The 25,815-nt window shown below is 41.1% G+C and carries 26 protein-coding genes and 1 tRNA gene; 3 read left to right on the top strand and 24 right to left on the bottom strand.

Features of this window, described 5'->3' with window-relative positions; genetic code table 11:
* On the top strand, nt 1-180 hold a 180-nt coding region (locus ACFQ38_RS15780; RefSeq protein WP_381482100.1), incomplete at its 5' end, for a hypothetical protein.
* Between the two features lie 1,094 nt (nt 181-1,274).
* On the opposite strand, the gene ACFQ38_RS15775 is transcribed toward ACFQ38_RS15780, so the two are convergent.
* The 12 genes from ACFQ38_RS15775 to ACFQ38_RS15720 all read right to left on the bottom strand — a co-directional run bounded on the left by ACFQ38_RS15775 (nt 1,275) and on the right by ACFQ38_RS15720 (nt 10,350).
* The gene (locus ACFQ38_RS15775; protein ID WP_381482098.1) at nt 1,275-1,751 is read right to left on the bottom strand and encodes a hypothetical protein; all 477 of its coding nucleotides are present in this window, start codon (nt 1,749-1,751) and stop codon (nt 1,275-1,277) included.
* Nucleotides 1,752-2,238: 487 nt separating this feature from the next.
* Nucleotides 2,239-2,312, bottom strand: a tRNA-Arg gene (locus ACFQ38_RS15770).
* A gap of 75 nt (nt 2,313-2,387) precedes the next feature.
* Nucleotides 2,388-2,885 (bottom strand): metallophosphoesterase, encoded by a 498-nt coding sequence (locus tag ACFQ38_RS15765; RefSeq protein WP_381482096.1) that lies wholly within the window; start codon nt 2,883-2,885, stop codon nt 2,388-2,390.
* Nucleotides 2,882-3,493 carry an XTP/dITP diphosphatase gene (locus ACFQ38_RS15760; RefSeq protein ID WP_381482094.1) on the bottom strand — a complete coding sequence of 204 codons (612 nt, stop codon included), beginning with the start codon at nt 3,491-3,493 and terminating at the stop codon, nt 2,882-2,884. Before ACFQ38_RS15760 ends, ACFQ38_RS15765 begins: the two co-directional genes overlap by 4 nt.
* Nucleotides 3,486-4,244, bottom strand: coding sequence for a ribonuclease PH (gene rph / locus ACFQ38_RS15755; RefSeq protein WP_336824899.1), 759 nt, complete (start codon nt 4,242-4,244; stop codon nt 3,486-3,488). The genes ACFQ38_RS15760 and rph overlap by 8 nt, the downstream gene beginning before the upstream one ends.
* A gap of 136 nt (nt 4,245-4,380) precedes the next feature.
* Nucleotides 4,381-5,187: a glutamate racemase gene (gene racE, locus ACFQ38_RS15750; RefSeq protein WP_336824898.1), complete on the bottom strand. Its 807-nt coding sequence runs from the start codon at nt 5,185-5,187 to the stop codon at nt 4,381-4,383.
* On the bottom strand, nt 5,184-5,591 hold the full coding sequence (locus ACFQ38_RS15745; RefSeq protein ID WP_336824905.1) for a MarR family winged helix-turn-helix transcriptional regulator: 408 nt from the start codon (nt 5,589-5,591) through the stop codon (nt 5,184-5,186). Before ACFQ38_RS15745 ends, racE begins: the two co-directional genes overlap by 4 nt.
* A gap of 232 nt (nt 5,592-5,823) precedes the next feature.
* Nucleotides 5,824-6,036, bottom strand: a complete 213-nt coding sequence (locus ACFQ38_RS15740) for a helix-turn-helix domain-containing protein (RefSeq protein ID WP_060204861.1) — start codon at nt 6,034-6,036, stop codon at nt 5,824-5,826.
* Nucleotides 6,037-6,109: 73 nt separating this feature from the next.
* The gene (locus tag ACFQ38_RS15735) at nt 6,110-6,565 is read right to left on the bottom strand and encodes an acyl-CoA thioesterase (RefSeq protein WP_336824897.1); all 456 of its coding nucleotides are present in this window, start codon (nt 6,563-6,565) and stop codon (nt 6,110-6,112) included.
* A 565-nt stretch (nt 6,566-7,130) separates the two neighbouring features.
* The gene (sdhB, locus tag ACFQ38_RS15730; RefSeq protein WP_336824896.1) at nt 7,131-7,928 is read right to left on the bottom strand and encodes a succinate dehydrogenase iron-sulfur subunit; all 798 of its coding nucleotides are present in this window, start codon (nt 7,926-7,928) and stop codon (nt 7,131-7,133) included.
* A 5-nt stretch (nt 7,929-7,933) separates the two neighbouring features.
* A complete protein-coding gene (gene sdhA / locus ACFQ38_RS15725; protein ID WP_336824895.1) occupies nt 7,934-9,688 on the bottom strand; it encodes a succinate dehydrogenase flavoprotein subunit in 1,755 nt (584 codons plus the stop codon).
* A 53-nt stretch (nt 9,689-9,741) separates the two neighbouring features.
* Nucleotides 9,742-10,350: a succinate dehydrogenase cytochrome b558 subunit gene (locus ACFQ38_RS15720; RefSeq protein ID WP_336824894.1), complete on the bottom strand. Its 609-nt coding sequence runs from the start codon at nt 10,348-10,350 to the stop codon at nt 9,742-9,744.
* A 210-nt stretch (nt 10,351-10,560) separates the two neighbouring features.
* Here ACFQ38_RS15720 and ACFQ38_RS15715 point away from each other — a divergent pair, with 210 nt between their 5' ends.
* Nucleotides 10,561-10,974 carry a YslB family protein gene (locus tag ACFQ38_RS15715; RefSeq protein ID WP_381482090.1) on the top strand — a complete coding sequence of 138 codons (414 nt, stop codon included), beginning with the start codon at nt 10,561-10,563 and terminating at the stop codon, nt 10,972-10,974.
* A gap of 10 nt (nt 10,975-10,984) precedes the next feature.
* On the opposite strand, the gene uvrC is transcribed toward ACFQ38_RS15715, so the two are convergent.
* From uvrC to zapA, 12 genes are all read right to left on the bottom strand, one after another.
* Complete coding sequence (gene uvrC, locus ACFQ38_RS15710; RefSeq protein WP_381482088.1) at nt 10,985-12,772, bottom strand: excinuclease ABC subunit UvrC; 1,788 nt, start codon at nt 12,770-12,772, stop codon at nt 10,985-10,987.
* Nucleotides 12,773-12,846: 74 nt separating this feature from the next.
* Nucleotides 12,847-13,161, bottom strand: coding sequence for a thioredoxin (trxA, locus tag ACFQ38_RS15705; protein ID WP_336824891.1), 315 nt, complete (start codon nt 13,159-13,161; stop codon nt 12,847-12,849).
* Nucleotides 13,162-13,311: 150 nt separating this feature from the next.
* Nucleotides 13,312-14,283 (bottom strand): electron transfer flavoprotein subunit alpha/FixB family protein, encoded by a 972-nt coding sequence (locus ACFQ38_RS15700; RefSeq protein WP_336824890.1) that lies wholly within the window; start codon nt 14,281-14,283, stop codon nt 13,312-13,314.
* A gap of 278 nt (nt 14,284-14,561) precedes the next feature.
* Nucleotides 14,562-15,335, bottom strand: coding sequence for an electron transfer flavoprotein subunit beta/FixA family protein (locus ACFQ38_RS15695; protein WP_381482085.1), 774 nt, complete (start codon nt 15,333-15,335; stop codon nt 14,562-14,564).
* A gap of 23 nt (nt 15,336-15,358) precedes the next feature.
* Complete coding sequence (locus ACFQ38_RS15690) at nt 15,359-16,132, bottom strand: enoyl-CoA hydratase (RefSeq protein ID WP_381482083.1); 774 nt, start codon at nt 16,130-16,132, stop codon at nt 15,359-15,361.
* A gap of 35 nt (nt 16,133-16,167) precedes the next feature.
* Entirely contained in the window at nt 16,168-16,749 is a 582-nt protein-coding gene (locus ACFQ38_RS15685; protein ID WP_381482081.1) for a TetR/AcrR family transcriptional regulator, read from the bottom strand.
* A gap of 93 nt (nt 16,750-16,842) precedes the next feature.
* The gene (locus ACFQ38_RS15680; RefSeq protein ID WP_381482079.1) at nt 16,843-18,540 is read right to left on the bottom strand and encodes a long-chain-fatty-acid--CoA ligase; all 1,698 of its coding nucleotides are present in this window, start codon (nt 18,538-18,540) and stop codon (nt 16,843-16,845) included.
* A 229-nt stretch (nt 18,541-18,769) separates the two neighbouring features.
* On the bottom strand, nt 18,770-19,183 hold the full coding sequence (locus tag ACFQ38_RS15675) for a DUF350 domain-containing protein (RefSeq protein ID WP_336824886.1): 414 nt from the start codon (nt 19,181-19,183) through the stop codon (nt 18,770-18,772).
* A 97-nt stretch (nt 19,184-19,280) separates the two neighbouring features.
* Nucleotides 19,281-21,635: an endonuclease MutS2 gene (locus ACFQ38_RS15670; RefSeq protein ID WP_381482077.1), complete on the bottom strand. Its 2,355-nt coding sequence runs from the start codon at nt 21,633-21,635 to the stop codon at nt 19,281-19,283.
* A gap of 16 nt (nt 21,636-21,651) precedes the next feature.
* The gene (polX, locus tag ACFQ38_RS15665) at nt 21,652-23,358 is read right to left on the bottom strand and encodes a DNA polymerase/3'-5' exonuclease PolX (RefSeq protein ID WP_381482075.1); all 1,707 of its coding nucleotides are present in this window, start codon (nt 23,356-23,358) and stop codon (nt 21,652-21,654) included.
* Between the two features lie 175 nt (nt 23,359-23,533).
* A complete protein-coding gene (locus ACFQ38_RS15660) occupies nt 23,534-24,073 on the bottom strand; it encodes a CvpA family protein (protein ID WP_336824883.1) in 540 nt (179 codons plus the stop codon).
* A gap of 9 nt (nt 24,074-24,082) precedes the next feature.
* Nucleotides 24,083-24,343: a cell division protein ZapA gene (gene zapA / locus ACFQ38_RS15655; RefSeq protein WP_336824882.1), complete on the bottom strand. Its 261-nt coding sequence runs from the start codon at nt 24,341-24,343 to the stop codon at nt 24,083-24,085.
* A 153-nt stretch (nt 24,344-24,496) separates the two neighbouring features.
* Between zapA and rnhC the strand changes: the two genes are divergently transcribed.
* Nucleotides 24,497-25,441, top strand: coding sequence for a ribonuclease HIII (gene rnhC, locus ACFQ38_RS15650; protein WP_381482072.1), 945 nt, complete (start codon nt 24,497-24,499; stop codon nt 25,439-25,441).
* The last annotated feature ends 374 nt before the right edge of the window (nt 25,442-25,815 follow it).

Raw genomic sequence — 25,815 nt, 5'->3', positions numbered from 1 at the left:
TGGAACGGAAAGCGACGGTTGTCAGGGGTTCCCCATTTATTCTCCAACCAGAAAGGGACTATCACAGAAAATCAGTTTTCACTGACTTTCTGGACAGCCCCTACTTATCTGCAAGTATTTAATCTTTGTTCTTTAAAAACGGTAAATAAAAACCTAAATTTAAAAACACGATTAAACTAAACATAAAAACGTAAAATAATAGTTCATATAATCACCCCTGAAATTGCCTCCTTTCCGCTCCGCTACCACGAAAAGGCATTGACAAACGCCTAATAAAAAGAAAGAGAGTAACGAAAACGTCACCCTTTAATAACTATATTCCCACTAAATATCTTCTTCTTTTAAAACTATTTTCATAACTCACTTATCTTCCAAAACACAAAATAATTTATTCTCTCTTCTTTTTCGTAAAGAAAATCCAAAATAATAAAACTGAATATAAAAATAAAATAATAGAAGTAGCCCTAGGAAATCCTCCATTTTTCAGTTGACTAATAATTCCTATTAATGAGTATAAAAGTATGCTAATAATAGCAATTGAAAAAAATGTTGATTTCAAATATTTTTTATCCTTCATAGCATCTACATCTCATATCAAACATATCTCCAATTAAGCTTCGGACCTGGAATCGAATCGTAAGCATCCATCGTTCTATTGACAAGAACTAAATAATCAACAAATGCTACTATAACTGCGACTATTATTCCCCGAAGTTAGTCAAGATAATTCTGTCACACTGTATTCCAATATGCAACTAAACCTGAGCAGTCAATCCAGCACCCTTCCTTTTTTAATCAAATAATTCTTCAAACCAATATCCAAATAAGCCATCACATCAATTGCACCATCCGCGACTTCATCCGAATCCTTAAATTCAGGTGGTGTCCCGATGGTCTATGGTCAAGAAACCTTAAACCTAAGTCCATTTATGGCAATCTACGGTTGTCGTGCTAAAAACAAAACCTTTAAAATGGTGTGGAATTTCAAGGGAAAGCCAAATCTTGCCACAAAATCGAAACGAAAAATGATGAATTGAAATATAATTACGGTGTATGATTAGCCACACTCACAGCTCTATTTGGCATGCAAATGTTATGCGCAATGGCCATCTTTGCCGTCAATCTCAAACGAATTCTCACCTTAATGAAAGGAGCGGAGTAAGGGATTGTAACGAAATATCGCCTTTTTAAATTTCAGCATACCTAACAAAATTAATAAACGTAAGTTTTTCAGCAGCCACGCTTAGACCAACCTCTTTTTATTTTATTTTATTTTATTTGATTAGATCAATAATTGAATTCTCTATTGATGATATTGTGCTTACATAAGAGAAGATAATCAAGATCGCTAAAACAACATATAATGAGACTGTTATAATAGCAACTTTCTTAAACATCAATCTTTTAAAAGTGACTGTTCCCATTAAACATGTTGCTGTAAATAATAAACCTACATACCAAAGAGTTTTAATGTATGTTATTTTACTTTCTAAAGAAGCTATTTTCAGCTCATCCAGCACATTGTTATTTAATACGACACCTTTACTATTTGCGCCTTTTTCAATTAACACCTCACCGCTCCGTTTTTCAATAGAGTACCCACCGGGGTATATAGTGAAAAAGTGAGTGAGCAAAAAAAGTAGTAGTAAGGATAGCAGTGTAATTATTACCACCCAAAGCCCTTTTTTGTTTTCATTTCGAATTTTCATTACGGTTTCAATGATAACCACCCCTTTAGAAGAAATTAACATTTTCCACCATTATATAATGAGTGATCGGATTTTTCGAACAGTTATAACAATAGAAAACAATTGATTCATATCTGAACCGATCGCAAGAAATTTATACATCGAACATAATTTCTTTTCTTCGGACTTCCTCCAAATATCCCCTAACCTTAATAACGGATACAACTTTCTTATGAAGCTTTCTTCTTTAATCACTAATCTTACAAGCGGATTGTTTACAATTCAGAGAAGCCTTCTTCTTGTAGTGAGTTGCCCCACCTTCTGCCTTTAATAGAAGTGGTAGGCTTTTTAGTCGGCAGAATGAAATCCACTTCAAATAATAGCCATAACAAAAAAATCCCCCATTCAATCGAATTGGAAGATAATTTTATGTCTTAATTTAATATTTTAGGTAGAAAAAAGGGATTCTGCACAAGTGACCGAAGCCCCAACAGAATCCCTAATTTCTCATAACCCTTTATGTATAAAGGATTTACACCGCATTCTTGTACGTCCCAGGAGGGATTCGAACCCCCGACCCACAGCTTAGAAGGCTGTTGCTCTATCCAGCTGAGCTACTGAGACATGTCTTAAGCAACCAATGTTTGCTAACGACAAATTTTATTATAGGCATACTTGGAAGAAATGTCAACGATATTTTTAAACTTTCTTCATTTCCACTCTATCAATTTCTTCAAAAGCCATATTTTTGAATGAAATCCGGATTGAATCTCCCCACTCCACTTCGGCAAAAGTTGCCTGCTTGCCGCCCCTCGGCAATAATGTGCTTCCGGGATTCAAAAACAGAATGCCGTCCTTCATCTCAGCGCCGTATAAATGGGAATGACCGAACAACACAATGTCTGCCTTGTGCTCTAGTGCAGCGTAATACAACGACAGCAACGTCCGTTTCACATCATGCATATGCCCATGCACCATCAATATCGTTTTCCCGACTACCGACGTCACAACTGTATCAGGAAAAGCAGAGTCAACATCACAATTACCCTTTACAATATGCATCCCTTTTAAAACCGTATCATCTTTTGACAATTCGCTATCTCCACAATGAAAATAAGCATCCGCTGGCAATTCGGAAACGGCTTTCACCGTTTCCCGATCACCATGCGAGTCACTCATTACAATGATTTTCATCATTCAACACGCCCTTTGCCCAACAAAACAGGCAAATGTTCTTTCAGTTTATCCAAAGCTGCTCCTCTATGCGAAATTTCTCCTTTTTCCTCAGGAGATAATTCAGCCATCGAACACCTTTTTTCCGGCAAATAGAAAATAGGATCATATCCAAAACCGTTCGTTCCTCGACGTTCCTCCAAAATCAACCCTTCGCAGCTTCCTGAAAACGTCACAGTTTCAACACCTGGTCCCGCAACGGCTAACACGCATCGGAAACGCGCCGTTCTGTCCGCTTCAGCGACGCCCTGCAGCTCTTTTAAAGCTTTATCAATGTTTGCATCATCATTCTTTTCAAGCCCCGCATAACGCGCTGAATAGACGCCTGGTGCACCAGAAAGCGCATCAATTTCCAAGCCGCTGTCATCCGCAATTACAAGCTTGTCTAATTGTTTGGCGACAGTCTCCGCTTTTAAAATTGCATTTTCCTCAAACGTTGTACCCGTCTCTTCAACGTCAATCTCCTCTTCAAGATCTTTTAACGTAAGCACCCGGATGCCAAAGGGCTTGAACAACGCTTCAAAGTCTTTTGCCTTTCCTGCATTATTCGTTGCAATTAACACTTCATTCATTTTCTGTCACTTCCTTGCCAATCATATCGCTTATTGGTCCTAACACGTCTTTTTGGATGTCAATTAAGTGCTGTATGCCTACTTCTGCCAAATCAATCAACCCATTCATCTCAGCGCGTGTAAATGTCGATTCTTCGCCAGTTCCTTGCATTTCGACAAATTCTCCATTCCCAGTCATCACAATGTTCATATCAACAGCAGCGGATGAGTCTTCCACATAATCTAAATCTAACAACAAAGTACCATCCTCGTTTTTACCTACACTTGTAGCAGCTAAGAAATCCCGGATCGGGAACTTTTTCAATTCCTTTGCTGAAAATAATTTGGAGGCTGCGATTGCCATGGCGACGAAAGCTCCTGTAATGGAAGCTGTTCTCGTTCCGCCGTCAGCTTGGATGACGTCACAATCAATCCAAATCGTCCGCTCTCCTAAAGCCTCCAAATCAGTTACTGCGCGCATCGCTCTGCCGATAAGACGTTGAATCTCCATCGTACGTCCTCCAACTTTGCCACGCGAAGATTCCCGCTGCGTCCTTTGTCCAGTCGCTCGCGGCAACATTGAATACTCAGCTGTCACCCAGCCTTGCCCGCTCCCTCTTAAAAATGGAGGCACACGTTCTTCAATCGTCGCTGTGCATATTACTTTTGTATTCCCAACCGAAATCAATACAGAACCTTCAGGATGCAATAAATAATCCTTTTCTATCGTTACGGGTCTTCCTGTATTTGCGGTTCTTCCATCATGTCTCATCTTGGATAACCTCCACTTTTCATATCAACATTTATCTTATCATAGTCATTTTCATCAAAGCAAAAACCGCTTCTGCATTTTAGGAAAATAGCATAAGAAAAAGCTAACGGGGGTCATGTCCCCCGTTAGCAGCCTCTTATAATTCTATAAATCTAACATCAGGATCATCAAAGCCAAGCCAGTCTTTCGCTATCGAAATAAAAGGATCCAATTCGCCAGTCGTATAAAATATCGGGGCTTCGCATTGTCCCGATTCATTTGCAATACCGCGATCGTTTAAGACACGCTTTACATCCTGTACTGTCTCATTCGCGGATGAGACGATGGTCGTCCCATGCGGCAAAATCGATTGTATCGGTCCATGCAATAGCGGATAATGTGTGCAACCTAAAATGGCAGTATCGAAATCCACTTCACTTAACGGCTTAAATGTTTCTCTGACGATTGGCAGGATATCTTTCCTGCGGTAGTCTCCACTTTCCACTAAAGGCACGAATTTCGGGCAAGCAAGTGAGATTATGTCAGCTTCTGGAGAAATAGCTGCGATTGCGTTTTCATATGCTCCGCTCTTAATCGTTCCTTCTGTACCTAAAACGACTATTTTCCCGTTTGATGAATTTTGTACAGCAGCCCTTGCACCCGGGGCAATGACACCTAATACAGGAAACGAAAAACATGCCTGCAATTCCTCTAATGCAACAGCTGTTGCGGTATTGCAGGCAATAACAAGCATTTTAATTCCCATATTTGATAGAGCTGATGCCATTTCCATTGTATATTCTCTTACCTCATCGGCTGAACGTGGCCCATATGGACAACGTGCATCATCTCCTATATAAACAATCGGTTCAGCAGGAAGAAGTTTGAGCATTTCTTTTACGACGGTCAATCCGCCGACACCTGAATCAATCACTCCAATTGGAGCAGCTTTTCTATTTTTCACTTTATCGTCATCTCTTTATGCAATTTAGTCAGTAGTCGGGAAAACTCCCCTAATTCATCCTCGTCAAAATCTTTAAGGACTGAACTTAAATACATTCTGCGCTTATCAATCACTTCTTCAATGATTCGTTCGCCTTCACTCAATAGATGTATTCGAACAACTCTGCGGTCTTGATCATCACGTACTCGCTTCACAAGATTATTATTTTCCATGCGATCAACCAAATCAGTTGTAGTGCTAAAAGCTAAGTACATTTTATTTGATAGATCTCCAATTGTCATATCTCCGTGTTCGAACAGCCATTGTAAAGCGACGAATTGCGGAGGAGTGATCGTATAATTGCTAAGTATTTTCCGACCTTGTTGCTTAATGATGCCAGCGATATATCGCAGCTCTTTCTCCATACGGGCGATATTCTCGGTGCCGCCAAGATTCAATCCGTTGTTCTCCGTCACGTATACCAGCTCCCTGAAACGAATACTTTCTACTTATTGTCACCTTTTTTGCCATAGAACGCAACAAATTTAATCGAATTGCAAGCAGGCATCACAGTTTCAACAGAGAGAGCCGGTAAATATTACGTGCCGATTTACTTCATATAATGAAATTGCCCCTATGCTAAGGTCAATAGCATTATTAGTTCAACTTCAACTCTCCTAATCGCAACAATTCGACAATCGCTTGTGCCCTGCCCGAAACGCCTAACTTCTGTATCGTATTGGAGATATGGTTTCGGACGGTTTTTTCGCTAATGCCGAGCCGTCCCGCGATTTCTTTCGTCGTATGATCATCTACTAAAAGATGAAAGATTTCTCGCTCCCTTGCTGTCAGCAACGAACGGTTTTTCATTTCTTCTGTCAAGACGCGCCCCTCCTATCCACGTTCACTTTACAATATGTGAGGAAGGTTTAGGCTGTGCCGGCTAGTTCATTACTTTATGAAGAAACGCAGATTTTTGTTCCTCGCTCCAAGCAAAGGATTTCCCAGTCTTTCTATCGATTTGGACAATTGTCCCCCGTCCAGTGAAGACAACCTCATTTTTTCGGTTTTTTGCCATATAATGCAAATCAACCGAACTTTTTCCGATCGAATTTGCTTTAACGTAAAGATCAAGATGCTCGTCAAAATATACTTGTTTCAGAAAATCACATTGCAGATCGGCAACGACCGGTATTGTTTGTCCTTTCGGATCTGTCCAATCATCCATTTGACCAACATGCTTCAAATATTCAATTCTTGCATGTTCAAAATATTTGAACGGAACCGTATTATTTAAGTGACCATACATATCCGTTTCAGAAAACCAAACGGATACCGGTACTGAAAATGTAAATTCTTCAACCCATTTTTGCATATCTTCAATATAAGAAATCCCCATAGCTCCCACTCCTTTTAAAATGAATGACTATTCATTTTTCTATTATATCAAAGAATTCTGCACAGTACCATTCCTTTTATTGATTATCAAAAACATACAGTTAATATTTTCCTAAACAAACCTCTATAACGCCAACGATTGCCTCCGCCTTGAACCTCGTAATCATGGATGCAGAGAAACGTGGAATAGATTCCTTCTACCAACAACACCATTCTTTTTATATCTTTTAAGGCAAAGACTGTCCCTAACGCTATAGACTTGCTCTCAACACCTTGCTTCTGTTACTAAAGTCCGTTTGCTCGTTACGTCGTTACGAATAAAGGAATGCATAAACGCTATGGAAATCATATAAAGCGAAATATAAACTCATAAACTGTGATACATACTCATAAAACGTTCCATAATCGCATAAATTGACAAGGATACTCATTACTCCACCTCCCGCCTCTGCAAACGCGCATAGACAGTCAACATCCCCCCTCCTAAAAACCACATTTTAATCTAGAAAACAAAAAAATCCCCGCAACCAGATGTTCATCTGGTCACGGGGGTTTTACTATTGACATTAGTCGACCATATGGTCACTTCCGAAGAAGTTTTTAAACATTTGAACTGTAGCAGCACGGTTCATCGCTGCGATGGAAGTTGTCAAAGGAATTCCTTTCGGACATGCAACTACACAGTTTTGCGAGCTTCCGCATTCTGCAATTCCACCGTCTGCCATTAAAGTTTCAAGACGTTCGTCTTTATTCATTGCTCCAGTTGGATGAGAGTTGAAAAGACGAACTTGTGAGATTAAAGCTGGGCCAATAAAGTTTGATTTGTCATTGACGTTCGGGCATGCTTCCAGGCAGACACCGCAAGTCATACATTTCGACAATTCATAAGCCCATTGGCGTTTGCGCTCAGGCATACGAGGACCTTCACCCAAATCGTATGTGCCATCAATCGGAATCCAAGCCTTAACTCGTTTTAGTGAATCAAACATGAATTCACGGTCAACTACTAAGTCACGAACGACTGGGAATGTTCTCATCGGCTCCAAGCGGATCGGCTGAGTAAGCTGATCTACCAATGCTGTACAAGATTGGCGAGGACGTCCGTTGATCACCATTGAACATGCGCCGCAAACTTCTTCAAGGCAGTTCATGTCCCAATTGACAGGTGTCGTTTTCTTCCCTTCAGCGTTTACCGGGTTACGACGGATTTCCATAAGAGCGGAAATGACGTTCATGTTCGGTCTATAAGGGATTTCGAATCTTTCCATATATGGTTTCGAGTCCGGCGTATCTTGACGCTGAATCTCGAAAATGACTGTTTTCTTTGCAACTTGCTGTTCTTGAACAGCTGTTTGCTCACTCATTTGTGTCAGTCCTCCTTCTTCGCAGAATAGTCACGTTTACGTGGCGGAATTAAGGATACATCCACATCTTCATAAGAAAGGATCGGTGCAGATTTCCCATCAAACTCTGCGATCGTCGTTTTCAAGAAGTTTTCGTCGTCACGGTTCGGGAATTCTGGTTTGTAATGGGCACCGCGGCTTTCGTTACGATTCAACGCACCTAAAGTGATTACACGTGCTAAGTATAGCATGTTCTTCAACTGGCGTGTAAATGTCGCGCCTTGGTTAGACCATTGTTGCGTATCTGTGATGTTAATGTTTTCATAACGTTCAAGAAGCTCTTGAATCTTATTGTCTGTTTCTTGCAATTTATCATTGTAACGAACAACCGTTACGTTATCCGTCATAATTTCACCAAGTTCTCTATGCAGCATGTACGCATTTTCGTTGCCGTCCATCTTCAATGTAGCATCCCATTTTTGCTGTTCGTCTTTCACAGCTGTATCGAATAGTGTTGAAGGCAGATCGTCTGCTGAACGTTTAATGCCACGCATATATTTAACCGCTTCCGGACCTGCAACCATTCCGCCGTAAATCGCAGATAGTAAAGAGTTCGCTCCAAGACGGTTCGCACCATGTTGTGAGTAGTCACATTCACCCGCTGCAAATAATCCAGGGATGCTCGTATGCTGCTCGTAATCTACCCATAATCCACCCATTGAATAATGGACTGCAGGGAAGATTTTCATAGGTAATTTGCGTGGGTCATCGCCAGTGAATTTTTCATAAATTTCAATAATGCCGCCAAGTTTAATATCAAGCTCATGCGGATCTTTATGGGAAAGGTCAAGGTATACCATGTTTTCCCCATTAATACCTAATTTTTGGTTTACGCAGACATCAAAAATTTCACGTGTCGCAATGTCACGTGGTACTAAGTTTCCGTAATCCGGATATTTTTCTTCAAGGAAGTACCATGGTTTACCATCTTTATATGTCCAAATACGGCCACCTTCACCACGTGCAGATTCACTCATGAGACGAAGCTTGTCATCTCCCGGAATTGCTGTCGGGTGAATTTGGATGAATTCACCATTTGCGTATTTAGCACCTTGCTGATAAACGATAGAAGCGGCAGAACCTGTATTGATTACTGAGTTCGTCGATTTACCAAAGATGATTCCAGGACCGCCAGTCGCCATAATGACAGCGTCTGCCGGGAATGCTTTGATCTCCATGGATTTCATGTTTTGTGCTTTGATGCCTCGGCAAATGCCTTCGTCATCCATAATGATACCAAGGAATTCCCAGTGTTCGTACTTTTGAACAAGACCCGCAACTTCGTGGCGACGAACTTGTTCATCTAATGCATATAGAAGCTGTTGTCCAGTTGTTGCACCAGCAAATGCGGTACGGTGATGCAATGTACCACCGAAACGACGGAAATCCAATAGTCCTTCAGGTGTACGGTTAAACATAACACCCATGCGGTCCATTAAGTGGATAATTCCCGGAGCTGCCTCAGTCATCGCTTTGACTGGAGGTTGGTTTGCCAAGAAGTCCCCACCATATACAGTGTCATCAAAGTGGATATACGGAGAGTCGCCCTCACCTTTTGTATTTACTGCACCATTAATACCGCCTTGGGCACAAACGGAGTGGGAGCGTTTCACCGGAACGAGAGAGAATAGGTCGACCGCGACCCCTTCTTCTGCAGCTTTGATAGTTGCCATCAAGCCGGCAAGACCGCCGCCGACGACAATCAATCTGCCTTTAGCCATTATTGTTTCACTCCTCAATTTTACATAATCTAATTATTATAGTTGATATCGTATTAAACGAATGCCAACAATGCTCTTACACCAATTACTGAAAGCGCCAAGAAGGCGATGATTGTAACGTATGTAACAATCTTTTGCGAACGCGGCGATTGAGTAATTCCCCATTGGTAACAGAACGACCATAGCCCGTTCGCCAAGTGGAATGTCGCAGACAGCACACCTGCAATATAGAAAATGAGCATGAACGGATTCGATAGGATATCAGCCATCATATCGAAGTTCACTTCAGTTCCAAGTGCTTTCTGGATTCTCGTTTCGTAAATATGCCATGCAATAAAAATGACAAGGAATACCCCCGTCACACGTTGCAATAAGAACATCCAGTTGCGGAATGTTCCGTAGCGCTGAACATTGTTTTTCGCAGTGAAAGCTATGTACACACCATAAAACGCATGGAACATTAACGGAATATAAATAATGAACCATTCTAAAAAGAGGACAAACGGCAAGTTGCCCATAAAGTTGGATGCATTATTAAACGCTTCTTCACCGCGGGTTGCAAAATGGTTGACGACCAAGTGTTGAGTGACAAATAGCCCAACCGGAATGACACCTAACAATGAATGCAAACGGCGCAAGTAAAAATCTGATTCTCTCGACAAGTCTTTACCCTCCCTTATTAATGAGTCTGCCCCAAACGTGTCATTTTTGACAAACTGTGAACGTTGACGGCATGCCTCTTCATGGTACAATATAATAACATGTTCATTGTACTCCTCACTTTTGAGCAGGTCAAGGTGATGTGAACTTTTATCGACAAATTCACCGTAGAAACTTTAATATTTGACTTTATCCGAAAGGACTGCATCTTGTTGGACAACACAAACACTGAAACAGTTACCCAATTGGGGTACGACATTATTAGGGATCATGTGCTTCCTAATATCCTTGGAAAACATGAGGACGATATCCTATATTGGGCAGGAAAAGATATCGCACGCAAGTTTCCGATCTTCTCAGTCGATGAGATCCCCGATTTTTTTAGAGAGGCCGGTTGGGGCTCACTCCGGACTGTTGAAAAGTCTTCGAAGGACGAAGCCCTTTTTTTATTGGAAAATCTTCCTGATACTTTATTAGAAAAAAGATCCTATCAATTGGAAGCTGGTTTCATAGCCGAACAGTTTCAAAAGCTGAATGGCTATTTGACTGAATGTTACGGAGAAAAAGCTATGAAAGAACGGGCAGTCCGCTTTCAAGTCAAATGGGACTTGAAAACGAAAATGTAACCCATCTTCCTTATTGTTCAGTTTTTTCAGCCCGGAAATGTGCAAATACGTCTTCCGCCACTTTTTGCGGAAGACTTGCAGCCCGCAATTCTTCCACCGATGCTTCTCGAATTTTCTTCATTGAACCGAAATGCTTCAGCAATTGCTTTTTTCGTTTCGGACCTACCCCTTTCAAATTATCCAAAGCAGAAGTTAGTGCTGTTTGATCACGTCGTTGACGATGAAATGTAATCGCAAATCTGTGAACTTCATCTTGAATTCGCTGCAATAAATAAAACGCTTCGCTCGTCTTCTTCAATGGAATAACCTCTGTCGGGTTGCCATATAGCAATTGTGCCGTCTGGTGCTTATCGTCTTTAGCCAAACCCGCGATCGGAATCGACAGTCCTAATTCATCTTCAACAACTTCACGCGCAATTTCCATTTGCCCTTTCCCACCATCTATCAAAATAAGATCCGGCAAAGGCAAATCTTCTTTTAGAACTCGGATATATCGTCTTCTTACTACTTCACGCATCGCCCCATAATCATCGTGAGCAGCTGCTGTTCGTGTTTTATATTTCCGATAATCTTTCCGATTCGGCTTGCCATCGACGAAAGAAACCATAGCCGACACAGCATCCACTCCTCCCGTATGGGAGTTGTCGAACGCTTCAATGCGCAATGGAACAGCGATGCCCATCGCTTCTCCCAATTCTTCGCAAGCTCCGACCGTCCTTTGCTCTTGCCGCTCGATAAGCTGGAATTTCTCTCGCAACGAAATTTTCGCATTTTTTATGGATAATTGGACCAAGTCTTTCTTCTTTCCACGTTGCGGGATGAAAACATTCACTTGCAATAATTGCTGGACAATTTCACGGTCGACTCCTTCTGGCAATAGAATCTCTTTCGGGAGCAAATGGCCGCTTTTGCCATAAAACTGACCGATAAATGTCAATAATTCCTCCTGTGGATCTTGATATAGCGGGAAAATAGAGACATCGCGCTCAATCAATTTTCCTTGCCGGACAAAAAACACTTGGACGCACATCCAACCTTTTTCCACAGCATATCCGAACACATCTCGGTCCGTGAAATCATTCATCATCATCGTTTGCTTTTCCATAACCGCTTCAATATTTGCAATTTGATCACGATATTCTTTCGCTCTTTCGAACTCTAAATCGGCGGCAGCCGCATTCATTTTCTCTTGTAGATTTTTTTTGACGGTCTTGTACCCGCCATTTAAAAACTTGCTAATATCATCGATCATTTCTTTATACGTATCCACTGGCACTTCATTGACACAAGGCGCCAAACATTGACCCAAATGATAATATAGGCAAACTCGATCCGGCAATGAGTGGCATTTTCGGTACGGATATAGCCGATCCAATAGCTTTTTCGTTTCATGTGCTGCCGTTGCATTAGGATAGGGGCCGAAATATTTCCCTTTATCTTTTTTTAGCTGTCTCGTTACAATCAATTTCGGATGACGTTCAGCAGTGATTTTTAAATAAGGATAGGTTTTGTCATCTTTCAGCATGATGTTATATTTCGGGTCGTATTGCTTAATGAGGTTTAACTCCAAAATAAGCGCTTCGATGTCAGATGACGTGATGATATATTCAAAATCTTCAATTTCCCCAACAAGCCTTTGCGTTTTGGCGTCATGGGAACCTGTAAAATAGCTTCGTACCCTGTTTTTCAATATTTTGGCTTTCCCGACATAGATGATCGTGCCTTGCCGATCTTTCATAAGATAGCAGCCAGGTAAGTCCGGAAGCAGCGATAATTTATGTTCAATCAATTCATTCATCATTTTCACCTACCAAAAAACCGGGACTCCTTTTAGGCTCCCGGTTTTTAGTCTTTTGATTGCTCGAACAGCAATTAAGCGTGTTTTTCAATCAAAGCTGATAGCTGTTCTTTCGGTTGGAAACCGACTACTTTGTCAACGATTTCTCCATCCTTAAATAGAACGAGCGTCGGAATAGACATTATGCCGAATTCACCAGCTGTCGCTTGGTTTTCATCCACGTCCACTTTAACAATTTTCGCTTTGCCGTTAAGGTCTCCATCCAACTCTTCAAGGACAGGTGCAATCATTTTGCAAGGTCCGCACCATGTTGCCCAGAAATCCACAAGGACAAGGCCTTCTTTTGTTTGTTCTTTAAAATCTTGGTCAGTTGCATGAACGATTGCCATTTGTAATTTCCTCCTTTAATAAAACCACTATGCCTGCATTATATCACGGGCGATTCGCGCGGGCTAAACATCTGCTTCCAACGACATCGACTGTTGTGAAATATGCACGCAAAAGCAAGGGGCCCCAAGTGAAAAGGGGCCCACCGACACTTAACCTTTAATTTTCTTAATCTCTTCGATCATCATAGGAATTACTTCAAATAAATCTCCTACAATTCCATAGTCTGCTACTTTGAAAATATTCGCTTCTGGATCTTTATTGATCGCCACGATAATTTTCGAGTTGGACATTCCAGCCATATGCTGAATGGCTCCAGAAATTCCTGCAGCAATGTAAAGATCTGGCGTAACGACTTTCCCTGTTTGACCGATTTGCAATGAATAATCGCAATAATCCGCATCACACGCACCACGAGAAGCCCCTACTGCACCGCCTAACAGTTGCGCTAATTCCTCAAGCGGTTTGAATCCGTCTGCACTCTTAACGCCACGTCCACCTGCTACGACGACTTTCGCTTCAGATAAATCTACACCTTCTGTTGACTTGCGGACAACCTCGCTAATGACAGAGCGTAAATTCGCAATATCGACTGATACAGAAGATATATCACCTGTACGGCCCTCATCTTTTGTAAGCGATTCAATATTGTTCGGACGAATCGTGAAGAACAACAATCCTTCTTTATTCTTCACTTTTTCAAATGCTTTACCTGAATAGATCGGGCGGATGAATACAGCATCATCACCATCCCCTTCAATCGCTGTAACATCGGAAATTAGCCCTGTATCCAGTTTACTTGCGATCTTAGGAGAAAGGTCTTTGCCCATTGCCGTATGGCCAAAGACAATTGCTTCCGGTTTTTCCTGTTCATATACTTCCATGAACGCTTGACCGAAACCGTCAGATGTATAATGTTTTAAATGCGGATGTTCGACAGTAACGACTCGGTCCGCACCATATTTTATCAATTCTTCCCCCATTGATTGGACAGCATCACCGAACAGTAGACTAACAATTTCCCCACCATCTGCTACCTGTTTCGCTGCCGCAATCGCTTCAAACGATACGTTTCGCAATGCTCCTTCACGAGCTTCTCCAAGCACTAAGACTTTTTTAGACATATAGAGTCCCCTCCTAATACGTATTGAACTAAATCCAGCAAAAATTTATTTGTACTGAAGTGAAGCGGCACATACAGTATTCCTCCGTTACTTTTAACTACGGTATGTCAACTGCATCTGCATTTCAAACGAGCGAGAGATCATGCTCCCTAAACGTTTACCATTCCTAAGAAAAAGTGCTACGTCCCTAACTTGACTTACATTCTTCTAAAATAGCTAATGTAAGTATTGTTTCATTCGCAATGAAAAATCGGACGAAAATCTGAAAGGACGTGCATTTACAGCACTTTCGCTTCCTTATTAAGCAGTTCCACCAATTCCTTTACTTGATCAGATAGATCGCCTTCAAGGACGCGACCAGCTGCTTTTTGTGGAGGCAGATATACTTCAATCGTTTCTGTCTTCGCTTCGACATCGTCCTCGTCAATATCCAAGTCATCCAACTCAAGCTCTTCAAGTGGTTTTTTCTTTGCTTTCATGATGCCCGGCAATGACGGATATCTCGGTTCGTTCAATCCTTGCTGTGCCGTAACTAAAAGCGGCAAGGACGTTTCAATCGTTTCGGAGTCTCCTTCTACGTCACGAACAATTTTTACAGATGTACCATCAATCTTCAAATCTGTAATGGTCGTGACATAGTTTATGCCTAATAATTCTGCTACACGTGGTCCTACTTGACCTGAGCCGCCGTCAATTGCAACGTTTCCTGCCAAAATAAGATCCGCATCTTTATCTTTCAAGTACTCTGCAATGATTTTTGCAGCAGTAAATTCATCCATTTCGTCTAAATCGTCTTCGGTATTAATAAGGACAGCTTTATCAGCACCCATAGCCAAAGCGGTGCGCAGTTGTTTTTCAGCCTCTTCGTCACCGATTGTAATGACTGTTACTTCACCGCCATGCTCATCACGAACTTGGATCGCTTCTTCAATCGCATATTCATCATATGGGTTAATGATGAATTCTGCGCCGTCTTCCACGATTTTGCCGTTTGAAACCGCAATTTTCTCCTCTGTATCAAATGTTCGTTTTACCAATGCATAAATGTTCATACTAACAGACCTCCTCAGCTTGTTTAGTTCCCTTTAAATTCTGGTTCCCTTTTTTCGATGAATGCTTGGATGCCCTCTTTTGCATCTTCAGAGACAAACACTTCTCCGAATGAATCAGCTTCCGCTTTCACTCCTTCATAGTAAGATGCAGGTTTTGTATATTGAAGCATGCGCAAAGCAGCTTTCATCGCAATCGGACTTTTCTTGGCAATTTTCTTCGCCATTTCCATCGTCTTCGGCAGTAGCTCTTCATCAGCAACTGCAAGGTTTGCAAGTCCCCAAGCAACTGCTTCTTCCCCAGTAATCGGATCGCTCGTCAAAAGCATTTCGGCAGCTTTTGCCATCCCTACGTAACGAGGGAGCCTTTGTGTTCCCGCGAACCCAGGAATTAACCCTAATTGAAGTTCAGGCAATCCCAATTTTGCCTTTTGTGTAACGATACGGATATGGCAAGCCATCGCCAATTCAAGACCGCCCCCTAACGCAGCGCCATGAATTGCAGCAATGACCGGCTTATGAAAGCTTTCAAGCCTTTCAAAAACATCCTGCCCTGCAGAAGCGAGTTTCGTGAATTCCCCTCCGGATTCAACAGAAGTGAATTCCTTAATATCTGCCCCTGCAGAGAAAAATCGCCCTTCACCATGCAGAATAACGACTCTGACTGACTGATCGCTCGACACTTGATCAAGCAATTGACCGACCTCTTGGATTAAAACCCTTGATAAGGCATTTGCCGGAGGACGGTTGATCGTCGCAACTGCAACTCCGTCTTCAACAGAAATTTTCAAGAACTCCATTTCTCCCACCCTTTCTAACTTGCAGGCTCTGATGATTACGCTTTCATTCCTTTTAAAAGCAAGCGGTGTACTTCAGGAGCCAACTTCATCAAATCATATTTTTGATCGTTCATTACCCATGAAGTGATCGTTTCGTCAATCGTGCCGAACACCATCTGGCGCGCCAACCGAATATCGATCTCTTCGTCGAATTCACCTTGTTCGATTCCTTCCTTCAAAATGGAATCCAACAAGGTTAGATATTCTTTCAATACTTCATTGATCTTATAGCGAAGCTCTTTATTGGACTGTCTCAGCTCAAGCTGAGTAACAATAGCAAGGTGGCGATCACTATGTAGCAGGCTGAAATGATTATCAATCATCTTGTACAACTTCTCTGTCGCACTTATTTCCTTTTGCAAGATTACCTTTACGTTTTCGACAAACACACCCATTTTCTCTCTAAAAACAGAGATAAGGATGTCTTCTTTATTTTTAAAATAAAGATAAATTGTTCCATCCGCAACACCTGCAACTTTTGCGATTTTCGAGACTTGCGCTTGATGGTAGCCGTTTTCAGCAATGGCTACAACTGCAGCATCCACGATTTGTTTGTATTTTGGTTTATCGCGTTTCATTATTATCACCACCAATAAAAAGAAGAAAATATGAATGACTGTTCATTCATATTTTCATGTTAATCGTTTATTCAATTATCGTCAAGTGTTTCGTCACGAAGTTTGTAATTCTTTCCCCATTTTCTCTTTTTCTTCTTCAACTAATGAACGTCTTAGTATTTTTCCGACCGCAGTTTTCGGCAATTCTTTGCGGAATTCATATTTGCGCGGCACTTTGTAAGCAGCTAAATTTTCTCGGCAATATTTATCCAACTCTTCTTCCGTTGCCGATTTGCCATCCTTGAAAACGATATATGCTTTCACAGTCTCTCCTCGGTATGGATCAGGCACACCTACCACTACACATTCTTGAATGGCATCATGCTCATAAAGAACTTCTTCAATTTCGCGTGGATAAATATTGAATCCACTCGCAATAATCATATCCTTCTTCCGGTCAACGACAAAGAAATAACCATCCTCGTTCATATATCCTAAATCTCCAGTCAATAACCAGCCATCTCGGAAAGTAGAAGCGGTTTCTTCAGGTCGGTTCCAATATCCTTTCATCACTTGAGGACCTTTAACCGCAATTTCCCCAACTTCCCCATACGGCAATGGTTCAGAAGAATCCGGTCCCAAAATACATGCGTCCGTATCCGGCCACGGTAATCCGATTGAACCTTTTACTCGCTCACCGTCCCATAAGAGATTAGCGATTGCAACGGGTGAAGTTTCTGTTAAACCATACCCCTCCACTAACTTGCCGCCCGTTACCTTTTCAAATTTCTGTTGTAATTCAACCGGCAAAGCAGCCGAACCGCTTATGCAAGCTTTAATAGAGGATAGATCGTATTTATGCAATTGTGGGTGGTTAAGCAAGCCGATATAAATCGTTGGTGCACCTGGAAACAAAGTCGGCTTCTGTTTGTCAATTGTCTTCAATGCCGTATCAAAATCGAACTTCGGAATCAAAACCATTTTATTGCCAAGCATGACAGATAATACAAGGACAGTCGTCATCCCGTAAACGTGGAAAAACGGCAAAATGCCCATAACCGTTTCTTTGCCTTCTTCGCATTTATACAACCATTCATTGCACATTTGCGCATTGGATATCAAATTGGCATGTGACAGCATAACTCCTTTTGGCGGTCCGGTCGTCCCTCCTGTATATTGAAGCAACGCAATATCCGAATCATAATCGAATTCATATTCTATCGGATCGTCTTTTGCAGTCTTCATAATCTCGGTAAATAAATGATTCATGCCTCGATGTTCTACTTTTACGACGATGCCATGTTCTTTCTTTTGAATAAAAGGATAAATCACATTTTTAGGAAACGGCAAATAATCTTTAATCCCCGTAATAATGATGTGCTCCAACTTCGTTTCTTTGACGACTTTCGATATTCTCGCATAAAGAATATCCAATGAAATGATCACTTTCGCTCCGGAATCCGACATTTGGTAAGACAATTCCCGCTCCGTATAAAGTGGATTTGTTTGTACTACAACTCCCCCACAGTACAAAATTCCATAATATGCGATTGCGCTTTGCGGACAATTCGGGAGCATGATAGCAACCCGATCCCCTTTTTCGACCCCTAACGCCTTCAAATAATTAGCAAACTTCAAAGCAGATGAATGGAATTCCTTAAATGTAATATCTTTCCCCATGAAGTGCATCGCCGTTTTGTCCGGAAACTTTTCACTTGCCTTTGTCAAAAATTGTTGTAATGGAATTCTGTCGTAATTGATCGTTTTTCGTATTTCCGGCGGATATTGATCCAACCAAGGCCTTTCAACCATTATAAACCCCCCTCTTCCCATTCCAATTCTTAGAAAATTCCTTCTTCGTTCATTATATCGGTTAATGAATCCGCTTTCAAATAGATTATTCATTTTACTTATAAAAAATGCCTTGACCATAGAATGATCAAGGCGTATTTTTAAACAACCAGTAAATTCCAACAAGAACAAAAAGAACACATACAACGATCAATATTTTAGACAATTTTTCCATACAACATCAATGCTCCTATGAGATGCTGGCTCCGATCACGTAAGATAATCCAACAGAAATTGTCAAAGAGATGAAGCCAACAGCCCGGTTATCATTTTCAATCTCTGTATCTATATTAAACTTTGGAGTAAAAAATTCGAACAAAAGATAAGCGATAATTAACAAAGTGAATCCAAATAATCCCCAGCCAATCATTTGAGGCAACGTATTATGCTGCAAAATAGAATAGCGGAATATATTTGCAACACCAAAAATCTTTCCTCCGGTTGCCATTGCAACAGAGATATTCCCTTTTCGTATTTCCTCCCAGTTCCCATATTTCGTAACAATTTCAAAAAGAACCATAGAAACAACAAGGCAAAGTATCGCAACACTAAAATAGCCCGCCGTTTCTACGAGAGGATGGCTCCAAAAACCTGTCTTAGTCATTATAGCGGCTCTCCTTTACCATTCAATCATTCCTAACTATACGAATGACATTCAAAATGGTTTCACAAAAAAACAATTGTTTGAGAAAGTTTATTATTCACTTCAACTCAACGACTGTTACACCATGTCCCCCTTCACCGGCTTCGCCATACCGGTAGCTTTTGACACGAGGATGGTTTTTCAAATAGTTTTGGACACCTTGCCTCAAAGCGCCAGTCCCTTTTCCGTGGATAATTGAAACTTGATGGTAATTAGATAGGAGAGCATCATCAAGATACTTTTCCGTTCTTAACAATGCATTCTCATATCGCTCTCCCCTAAGGTCCAATTCCAATTTCACATAGGAATCCCGACCTTTCACTGTGGCAGAAACGACTGGATCTTTCGTTTTTTCCGGCTTGCTATATTCGAGGCCGGATTCATCTAATTTCATTTTCAAAATACCAATTTGAACGATCCATTCTTTATCGGCAACTTTTTCAATAAGCGTGCCCTTTTGCCCGTATGCTAACACTTTCACTTCATCGCCAACTTGCAACGGTCTTGGCGCTGCTTTCGCTTTGATTTTTTTCTTATCTTCAGCAGGCGAAGCGCCTTCTAATCTTTTTCTTGCTTCAATCAATTCATGTTCCTTCACTTGCGCTCCGGCATTTAACCTCATTGCACGCAATTCGGATATGACTGCTTCTGATTCCGTTCTTGCCTCCTCGACGATTTTTTTCGCTTTTTCTTTCGCTTTCTCAATCAGTTTTTCTTTCATTTCATCAAACTCTGATAGCTTCGCTTCCAATTCCCTTTTTAGTTCTTCTGTTTCAAGCAAGATCGCATGTGTCTGTTCAGCGTCCTTTTCGGATTGAACACGACTTGACTCTAACGAAGCGATCATTGAATCGACTTCTCCTCGGTCACTACCGGTAAATTTCTTTGCCCTGTCGATAATATGACCGTGAAGTCCTAACCGTTTTGAAATTTCGAACGCATTACTACGGCCCGGAACACCGATTAAAAGGCGGTATGTTGGGCTTAATGTGTCAATGTCGAATTCTACACTCGCATTTGCAACTCCGGGGCGGTTATAGCCATACGCTTTTAACTCCGGGTAATGCGTTGTCGCCATGACACGCGCACCGGTTCCGTGCACTTCATCTAAAATCGATATTGCAAGAGCTGCCCCTTCTTGCGGGTCCGTTCCCGATCCTAACTCATCAAATATGATCAATGAGCGGGAATCGAATTTTTTCAAGATGTCTACGATATTAACCATATGTGAGGAAAATGTACTTAAGCTTTGTTCGATGGACTGTTCGTCTCCAATATCAGCGTAAACCGAATCAAAGACAGCAATTTCCGATCCGTCGAGAGCAGGAATCGGCAATCCTGCTTGCGCCATCAATGTGCAAAGACCGACTGTTTTCAATGTGACAGTCTTTCCTCCTGTGTTTGGTCCCGTAATAACAATCGTCGTAATGTCTTGTCCAAATTCAATCGTATTCGCAACAGCTTCTTCGATTGGAATAAGCGGATGCCTTGCCTTCACTAAGCGGATATATCCTGTATTATTTACTTCTGGCTTAGAGCATTTATTTGCTGTGCCAAATTTGGCTTTCGCCAAAATGACATCTATCTCAGATAGGATATCGACCAATACAAATAGATCATGCGCCACTTCCTGCACTTTTACGGACAGCTCAAGTAGAATTTTTTCGATTTCCTCTTGCTCTTTCATTTTTAAATTCCGTATTTCATTATTCGCTTGGACAACGGCATCCGGCTCGATGAACAATGTTTGTCCCGAGGATGACATATCATGGACAACTCCGCCGAAATGTGAGCGATATTCAGCCTTTACCGGAATGACGTAGCGGTCATTGCGGATTGTTACGATCGAATCCGAAAGCATCTTTGCCGCATTTCTGCCCCTCGTATAGCCTTCAAGCTTTTCTCGTACTCGGCCCTCTTGAATTCGAAGGCTTTGACGGATTGAACGAAGTACATTAGATGCACTATCAATAACATAGCCATTGTCGTCGATCGCATGGTTAATTTCGTGTTCCAATCCTGTAAGAATTGGCAATTGCTCTTTTTTTGCCAAAAAATGTGGAATGCTAATATCTTCATCTTCATCGACCGTTTCGATGAATTGACGAAGAATTCGGCTTGCTCGAATCGTATTCGCAATTTCCATTAATTCATACGCACTTAACATACCGCCAATCTGCGCTCTTTTCGCATGCGGCCTTACATCACTTATGCCACCCATCGGAACGTTTCCACGCACTCTTAATATGGCAAGTCCTTCATCGGTCTCTTCCAAAAGCTTAACAACTTCCGTGTATTCACTAACTGGAACCAATTTTTCCATATGGCTTCTTCCTGCAGAAGACGTACAGTAAGTAAGGACAAGTTCTCGTACTTTATCAAATTCAAGTGTTTTCAAGACACGTTTTTCCAATGTCTTACACTTCCTTTCACTTCCGTATAATGTCACGGATGAATTGTTCTAACGGCCATGTATTGACGACCGTCTCTTTTTTCAACCAAGCTTTCTGTGCATATTGCACTCCGATTCTCATATGATCAAGTTGCGCAATGACGTGTGCATCCGTATTAATCGCTACTTTTACGCCTGCATCTTGCGCCATTTTTAAATAGTCCACCGATAAATCGAATCGGTGCGGATTCCCATTCAATTCTAAGATTTTGTCATATTGCTTCGCCCACTCGATCAATTGCGGCACATCTGGGCTATAGCCGTCACGTTGGCCAATGATCCGGCCTGTAGGGTGCGCAATCATATGGACGTACGGATTTTTGATTGCAGCATGGAGACGGTCCATGATTTGCTCTTGTGGCTGATTGAAATTGGAATGGATTGATGCAATAACAAAATCGAGCTCCTTCAATAGTTCATCATCGAAATCTAATGTTGCGTCAGGCAAAATATCCATTTCTGTTCCACAAAAAACTTCAATATCATCGTATTCCTCATTAATTGAGCGTATTTCCGCTATTTGCATTCGTAAACGCTCAGGTGTTAACCCATTCGCTACCTTCAAATATTGCGTATGATCTGTAATGACCATATGCGAATAGCCTTTGCTCCGGCAAGCTTCCACCATCTCACGTATAGAATACGCACCGTCAGACCATGTCGTATGCATATGGAAATCACCTCTAATATCATCCAACTTCAAGAGCTTATCTATTTCATCAATACGGTCCAATTCAGTGCCGTCGATTCTGAGGGAAGGTGGAATGAAAGGCAATTCAAAGAAGTTAAAAAATGCCTCTTCGGTATCGAAAGTTTGAATGGTGCCATCTTCCATTTCAATGCCATATTCACTAATTTTCATTCCTTTTGACTTAGCCAATTGACGCATTCGCACATTATGATCTTTGGAGCCTGTAAAATGATGCAACGCAGTCGCAAACTGTTCATCTGTTACAAAACGAAAATCCGCATCGACAATCTCTGCCATGTCAAGTGCTACCGATAGTTTTGAGTCTCCTGCGGCAACCGTTTCTTCAATTGGCAATGCTTCCAACAGCTTTTCCCTTACAATAGCCGGTTCATCCGTTACGATGATGAAATCAACATCGCTGCTTTGTTCCTCTGCTCTCCGAAAACTTCCAGCAACTGAAAAACGTTTAATTTCACTTATTTTTTGCAGTTCTTCCTCAATTGATAGAACAATTGATTCAATTTGCCAAACAGGAAGCTTTCCTTTGCGCGTTCCTAATAAATTTAATTCATGTAAAAGCTTTTCTTCAGTCTTTTTGCCAAACCCAGGCACTTTGCTCACTTCATGGGATTCACAGGCAGCACGCAAGGATTCTATTGAATCGATGCCAATCGCTTCTCTAAGCTTCGCAATTTTTTTACCGCCAAGGCCAGGAACTTTCAAGAGTGGAATTAAACCTTTTGGCACTTTCTCTTCAAGCTCTTCCAATAAATCAGACTTTCCTTTTTCAAATAAATCGGTAATGACAGCGCCTGTCCCTTTCCCAATTCCTTTAAGGGATAGAATATCGTCCATTTCAGATAAGCTGCGCGGATCCAATTCAAGGACATTCGCCGCTTTACGGAATGCACCAATTTTAAATGGATTTTCTCCTAATAGCTCCATATATAAAGCAATTTTTTCAAATGTACGGATGATCGTTTTTTTATTCAAAAAGGTTCCTCCTCCATTCATTTTCTTTAAAAAAGCTTCCTCCGAAAATGGGGGAAGCTGAATATGCATATACAAAAAGTTTCAGCAAAAATATCTTCAACTGGAATGAAAACGATTGCTTTCAAAATGGTATTTGTGGAATTCATCAGCACAAACGCCTTTCAACAGTCTGAAGCTACTGCTTATAAATATACCACCAATTTTTTACTGTTTCCGAAATGATCGGGGTATGCTTGAACATTGCATTCGCCAAAATGGAATGATCCAATGCATTTTGTATTATATCCAATGGCAGCATCGCAAGGACATAAAGAATAAAAAATAGTACTATATAAAACTCAATAAATCCTAAACCTGCCCCAAAGAAACGAGAAATAAAACCTATGACAGGCAAGTACTTCAAAAAATCAAACATTGAAGCAATAAGCTGCAATAAAAATTTCACGGTAATAAAAATTAATACAAATGCCAAAAGCCTGTAAAACGTTTGATCCAAATCAAGCTGTTCAACTGTCCAGCTAAGCTTGGCGCCAGCTGTCACGCCAGGATAGGGAACCCAAAGCACGAATTTATCTGCAAGCGGTTTATAATATATGTAAGCGACAATTATTGCGATAATGAAGCCTGTCATATGGATTGCTTGAACGATAAGGCCCCGTCTAAACCCCGTGATTAGTCCTCCTAATAGAAGGAATACTAGTAATAAATCAAGCATAAACGTCCGTCAACCCTTCATCTTATTCAATTCTTGTTCTAATTCCTCAATCCGTTCTTTTAATTTTAAGTAATCATGGACACTATTCACAGCAGTGAGAACTGCAATTTTCGCGCTATCCAAATAGGGATTGCGGGCACTGATTTCCCGCATCCGATCATCAACGATCGATGCGACGAGCCGTACGTGACTGCTCGATTCACTTCCGACAATCGTATATGTCTGTCCATATATATCAACGGTTAGGCGCGTCTTCTGCTCGTCTGCCAATGATGAGACCCCCCAAGTAAAAACTCTGTACTCAATCATACCATGAAACTGTTTTAGTTGAAAAGAGAAGGCAGCCGCAAAGAAGAAATGGTGCAGGAATACATCGTTTTAATGTAGAATAACCAAATAGGCATTTTAGAAAGAGGGATACTTATGACTCAAACTGTCATCGTCGCAAGCGATGCCGTCATGCAAAATATAATAAAACATTATCATGAAATGAAAGTGAGCCGTAATTCACCTCATATTATTTTTGCAGCAAAATTGCCAGATACAACGATCACGGCATATAAATCTGGAAAGGTTTTATTCCAAGGAGGCGGTGCTCTGCGTGAAGCTGCATTGTGGGGGGCCCCTCCTTCGCTCGACGAGGAAAAGCGAAATCTAACAAATTCTTCAAAAGGAGATAAACTTCCGGACCATTTATCTCAGCTCACTGTCTTAGGCTCGGATGAGACAGGGACAGGAGATTTCTTTGGACCTATAACGGTAGCCGCCTGTTTTGTCCGCGCTGACCAAATTGAACTTGTGAAAGAGTTGGGCGTGAAAGATTCTAAGCAATTGACAGACGATTGGATGCGAAAAATAGCGCCTGATTTGCGCGCAACACTTGTGCATAGCGTATTGACATTGAAAAATGATCGATATAATGAAGTGCAAAGCAAAGGCTGGTCGCAAGGAAAAATAAAAGCATTGCTGCATAACCAAGCATTAAGGCATGTGCTGCGCAAATTGGACGGCGAAAAGCCTGATTATATTTTGATCGATCAATTTGCTGAACGCAGCATCTATTACAAGCATATTCAATCTCAGCGTGAAATTATCCGTGAAAATGTCCTATTTGCAACGAAGGCAGAAGGATTACATGTAGCTGTTGCCGCGGCATCAATTATCGCTCGAGTCGCTTTTTTGGAAGAGATGGATCGTTTAAGCGAAATAGCAGGTGTTTCTTTGCCGAAAGGAGCAGGACCGAAAGTAGATGAGGTCGCTGCTAAAATTTTATTGAAGAATGGGGAGCCATTTTTAAAATCGGTGACAAAATGGCATTTTGCCAATTCTGGAAAAGCGAAAAAGATCGCTTCTATGAAACGGTTATAATTTTGAATACAGGTAGGCTAATGAATATAAAGAGAATAAAATTATCTAAAGATGAATTCAAGGGGATCAAATTGAAGTATAAATTTGTAAAGGTAGAAGTACTGTTACCAGAAGAGTAAATAGAAAAGGTCAGAGATCAACTAAATGAAATTGGTGTGCTAACAGTAGGAAATTACGATAATGTTATTTTTAATTCTCACGTAAGTGGTTATTGGAGGCCATTAGAAAAGGCAACACCATATGAAGGTACTAAAGGAGAAATATCGTTTGGAACTGAATGTAAAATGGAATTTAGATGTTTTCTTAAGAATATTGAAGAGGTAAAAAGGGTGATTAAAAGTGTTCATCTTTATGAAGAGCCAATAATTAACGTG

This window comes from Sporosarcina contaminans (assembly GCF_042679045.1).
Taxonomy (GTDB): Bacteria; Bacillota; Bacilli; order Bacillales_A; family Planococcaceae; genus Sporosarcina; species Sporosarcina contaminans.
This window is presented reverse-complemented; position numbering and strand designations above follow the sequence as displayed.